The sequence below is a fragment of the uncultured Veillonella sp. genome, assembly GCF_937981445.1.
Lineage (GTDB): Bacteria > Bacillota > Negativicutes > Veillonellales > Veillonellaceae > Veillonella_A.
In genome coordinates this window covers 1-4,280 of the sequence record NZ_CALJON010000042.1, presented here as the reverse complement: position 1 = coordinate 4,280, position 4,280 = coordinate 1, and the positions used below count along the sequence as shown (strand labels likewise).

Sequence of the window (4,280 nt, the reverse complement as noted above, 5' to 3'; positions counted from 1 at the left end):
TATGTACAAGAAGGTAAAATTACGAGCAAATCTGAAGTGCGCTTAATCCGCGATGGTGTAGTAGTGCATGAAGGTACGGTAGATTCTTTACGTCGCTTTAAAGATGAAGTTAAAGAAGTTAAAACTGGATTTGAATGTGGTATTTCCATTGAACGTTACCGTGATATTAAAGAAGGCGACATTATCGAAGCCTTTACTATGGAAGAAATCGCACCACAGATTTAGGAGGCCTTTATGAGTGATGTACGAGTTCGTAAATTACAAGAGTTTATAAAGCAAGAAGTGAGCAGTATGCTAATGCGTGGACTTAAAGATCCACGTATTGGCTTTGTGACTGTAACTGATGTGGAAGTGACTGGTGATTTACGTCAAGCTACCATTTATGTAAGTTTATTTGGGTCTGATGAAGCTAAAAAGGAGTCCTTACAAGCTTTGCGCCATGCTACGGGTCATATTCGTAGTGAACTAGGCAAAGTATTGCGTTTGCGCTATACACCAGAGCTTGCCTTTGAAGCTGACACGTCTTTAGACTACAGCATGCATATTGAATCCTTATTGCATGATATAAAAAAAGATGAAGCCTCTCACAAGGTAAGTGACGAGCAAGAAGCAAAGGGTGAGTCTTCCCATGAAACTAATTAATCGTGAGGAATTAAAACAAGCTCTTGATGCCGTACAGTCTATTATTTTAACTGTTCATATTCATCCTGATGCTGATGCTATGGGTTCCATGCTGGCTTTTTATGAAGCTTTAGTACAGGCAGGTAAGTCAGTAACTATGGTTGTTGATGATGTTGTGCCACAAAAGTTTGGTTTTTTAGCTCATGTGGAGTCCGTTAAGTCTGTAGAACAGATGGACTCCTGGCACGCTGATATGCTCTTAGTTTTAGATGCTAGTACGAAGGAACGCATCGGTAAAGTGGGGGAATTATATGAAGGACCTATTTATAATATAGACCATCATATTTCCAATTCTAAATTTGCTGATGCCTTGTACTTAATGCCTGACTATGCAGCAATTGGTGAAATTATTGCCGCCTGTTGCAACGAATGGGGCTGGCCGATTACTAAGACTATGGCGACTTCATTGTATGCAGCCATTGCATCAGACTGTGGTTTTTTCCGCTTTAGCAATACTACAGAGCATACTTTGAACATGGGTGCACTTTGTGTGGCATGTGGAGCAGAGCCTAATATTGTGTCTGAACATTTAGAGGCTACTACAGCAGCACGCTTAGAAGTGATGAAAGAGGCCTTTTCTACAATTTCCTTTTATAAGGAAAATACGATTGCCTCCATTGCACTTACTAAGGACTTAATGGCACGCGTAGGCGATGATACGGATGGCTTTGTAGAAATTATTCGCAATGTAGATACGGTGGATATTTCTATTTTCTTAAAATATGTAGATGACCATACGACACGTGTGAGTCTTAGATCCAAGCGCAGTAATGTAAATGAAATTGCTAGCCACTTTGGTGGCGGTGGACATATTCGGGCTTCCGGTTGTACTATAAATGCTTCCATTAGTGATGCTATGGAACAAATTTTAGCAGTGATTCCTTAGGAGGTACGAGTTGGACGGCGTATTTTCCTTTTTAAAACCACCAGGCATTACCAGTCATGATGCCATTAGCATTTGCCGCCGCGTGCTTAGAGAAAAACGCATAGGCCATAGTGGCACATTAGATCCCTTAGCCTATGGCGTGCTCCCTATTTTTGTAGGAAAAGCAACGCGCATTATTGAATATACCGATTCATTGACTAAGACCTATGTGGCAGAATGTTGTTTAGGATATAGTACAGATACGGAAGATAGTACGGGGCAAGTCATTGCCACCATGCCTAAAGAGGAATGTTCTATTCCTTTTATGGAAGATGTATCAGCCATGGTGAGTCAATTTGAAGGACCACAAGAGCAAAAGCCTTCCATTTACTCGGCTATTAAAATTAATGGTAAAAAAGCCTATGAATTAGCCCGTGCAGGAATAGCGGTGGATTTGCCAAGCCGACCAATTCATATTTATGAATGTAAACTACTGGCTTATGCCTACCCATATTTTACGGTGAAGGTTACCTGTTCTTCTGGCACATATATACGCTCTCTTTTGCGGGATATGTGTGAAAAGTTAGGCATTCCAGGCACTATGACTCAATTAGCGCGTACTGCTGTAGGATCATTTAGTATTAATGAAAGTCATAGTGTGGAAGAATTAGAACATCATGGCATGATCCTATTACAGCCTGTTGATCGGGCATTAGTTCATTTGCCAGCCATAGAATTGCCGGCTCAAGCTGTTACGGCTCTAAAGCAAGGGCAAACATGGTCGGCGTCGCCTGCATATAATCTAACGCATGGCACACATAGTAATAGTAATAGGAATATTGAAATGATTACTAGGGAAAACAATTTTGTGAATGCTAGTACAACTAATTCTGTGAATACTAATTCGCCTGATTTACTTCGCGCTTACGGGCCCGATGGATTTTTTGGGGTTCTCTATAATAAGAAAACCCATTATAAAGTAGCAAAGAATATTTTTTAATAGGATGATAGTATGAAAATTTTGACCTCTTTTAGTGAGTTACAAGCACTTAAAAAGAATATAGTTTTTGCTTTAGGAACCTTTGATGGTATTCATCGAGGACATCAAACAGTCATTGCAAAGGCTGTGGAAGAGGCTAAAGCGCAGGATGCATATGCCATTGTAGTAACCTTTGATAAGCATCCCTTGCATATTATTAATCCTCAAAAAGAACCAAAGGCTTTGTTACAGCAAGACGGTAAGGCTCAAGTGTTTGAGTCCTTGGCGGTTGATTATGTACTCATGCTGCCCATGAGTAGAGAGCTCATTGCTATGACGGCGGAAGAGTTTGTGCATCAATTGACTCAAAGTGGTCAAGTTCTAGGCCTTGTGATGGGGCAAAACTTTACCTTTGGGGCTGGAGGAAAAGGTAATCCTACAGTGCTTAAAGAATTAGTAAAAAGCAGTGCCTCTCCTAAAGCTACAGTGCATGAATTGCAATTAGCGCAATGTGATACCTTACCGAATCATGTGTCTAGTACCTTAATTCGTGAGCTCATTAGTAAGGGGGATTTTCCTGCGGCAAATTCCTTGTTAGGACGGCCTTATCGATTTACTGGTACAGTGATTAAGGGAGACCAGCGGGGGCGAACCTTAGGTTTTCCTACGTTAAATTTCCTCTATCCTGCTGAACTCGTTTTACCTCCTGATGGGGTATATGTAAATCGTGTGTTTCTTGATGGTGCTTGGTATGATGGGGTTGGTAATTTAGGTGATAATCCTACTTTTACTAATCAATATCACAGATTCGAAGTCCATTTATTTGACTTTGATCGCAATGTATATGGTTATGAAGCGACCATTGAGTTCTATAAATTATTGCGCGTTGAACAGCGCTTTGATTCCTTAGAGGCCTTAATTACTCAGATGAAAATTGATGAACAAGGCGCTAAGGACTATTTAAAAATGAATCTTTAGGCTCTATAGGTTCATTTATATTTGACATAGTAACTGATATATAAATAGTGAGATGGTTTGATGAATTATTTATATATTAGAACAAAAGCTCTATGCATGTCTTCTTTAGAGAAGGCATTAGCATAGAGCTTTTTTATTATTTTACTAGAAGCTATACTATCCTTTTAATAAATTAAGAAATTTGCGGTTTTGCAAGTACTAGTAATTGCAATGTGTAGAAAGTACATATTAAATAGTGAGCCTTAGGTGCCTACTATGAAGTATGATTAAGTATGATTAAATATAAATCCTTTAATGTCCTTTGAATACATACTATTGTATACTTTTATTTGACATTCAACGTTCTTAATAGTATGATTTAAAGTATCAAATTTTTAGGAGGTATGAGTATGGCTATTCGTTTTTCAGATCCCGTTAATGCTATAAAGCATTCTGACACAGGGGATATACTAAAATTAATTGCGCAGCCAAACATGATTTCATTTGCTGGAGGGCTTCCAGCAGAAGAGACATTTCCAGCAGAGGAAATACGAAAGGCCACAGAAATGGTCCTTCAAAGTGATTCAGGAAAAGCTTTACAATATGGTCCATCTATAGGTTATGAACCACTACGTGAAAGCATTGCTAAGCGCATGAACCGTATTGTAAAAACTAATTTTACGAAGGATAATATTTTAATTACCTGCGGCTCTCAGCAGGGCCTTGATATGCTATGCCGCTTAGTGATTCGTCACTGCTGAGCTCCATGCTTATTGCCTGCTGATTGCGTGGTTCGTG

The 4,280-nt window shown here is 39.3% G+C and carries 6 protein-coding genes; all 6 read left to right on the top strand.

Going from position 1 to position 4,280, the window contains the following annotated elements; translation table 11 throughout:
* A partial coding sequence (locus tag Q0376_RS06705; protein ID WP_363302994.1) for a hypothetical protein occupies positions 1 to 225 on the top strand: 225 nt, incomplete at its 5' end.
* Between the two features lie 9 nt (positions 226 to 234).
* Positions 235 to 642 (top strand): 30S ribosome-binding factor RbfA, encoded by a 408-nt coding sequence (gene rbfA, locus Q0376_RS06700; protein WP_298705572.1) that lies wholly within the window; start codon positions 235 to 237, stop codon positions 640 to 642.
* Positions 629 to 1,567 (top strand): bifunctional oligoribonuclease/PAP phosphatase NrnA, encoded by a 939-nt coding sequence (locus tag Q0376_RS06695; protein WP_298705569.1) that lies wholly within the window; start codon positions 629 to 631, stop codon positions 1,565 to 1,567. Before rbfA ends, Q0376_RS06695 begins: the two co-directional genes overlap by 14 nt.
* 10 nt (positions 1,568 to 1,577) lie before the next feature.
* Positions 1,578 to 2,546, top strand: coding sequence for a tRNA pseudouridine(55) synthase TruB (gene truB, locus Q0376_RS06690; RefSeq protein ID WP_298705566.1), 969 nt, complete (start codon positions 1,578 to 1,580; stop codon positions 2,544 to 2,546).
* 12 nt (positions 2,547 to 2,558) lie between these two features.
* Entirely contained in the window at positions 2,559 to 3,503 is a 945-nt protein-coding gene (locus Q0376_RS06685) for a bifunctional riboflavin kinase/FAD synthetase (RefSeq protein WP_298705563.1), read from the top strand.
* A gap of 389 nt (positions 3,504 to 3,892) precedes the next feature.
* The gene (locus Q0376_RS06680) at positions 3,893 to 4,243 is read left to right on the top strand and encodes an aminotransferase class I/II-fold pyridoxal phosphate-dependent enzyme (RefSeq protein ID WP_298705560.1); all 351 of its coding nucleotides are present in this window, start codon (positions 3,893 to 3,895) and stop codon (positions 4,241 to 4,243) included.
* Positions 4,244 to 4,280: the final 37 nt, after the last annotated feature.

Coding starts and splice junctions, on each gene's coding strand:
- rbfA (WP_298705572.1), top strand. CDS start 235: ATGAGTGATGTACGAGTTCGTAAATTACAAGAGTTTATAAAGCAAGAA.
- Q0376_RS06695 (WP_298705569.1), top strand. CDS start 629: ATGAAACTAATTAATCGTGAGGAATTAAAACAAGCTCTTGATGCCGTA.
- Q0376_RS06685 (WP_298705563.1), top strand. CDS start 2,559: ATGAAAATTTTGACCTCTTTTAGTGAGTTACAAGCACTTAAAAAGAAT.
- Q0376_RS06680 (WP_298705560.1), top strand. CDS start 3,893: ATGGCTATTCGTTTTTCAGATCCCGTTAATGCTATAAAGCATTCTGAC.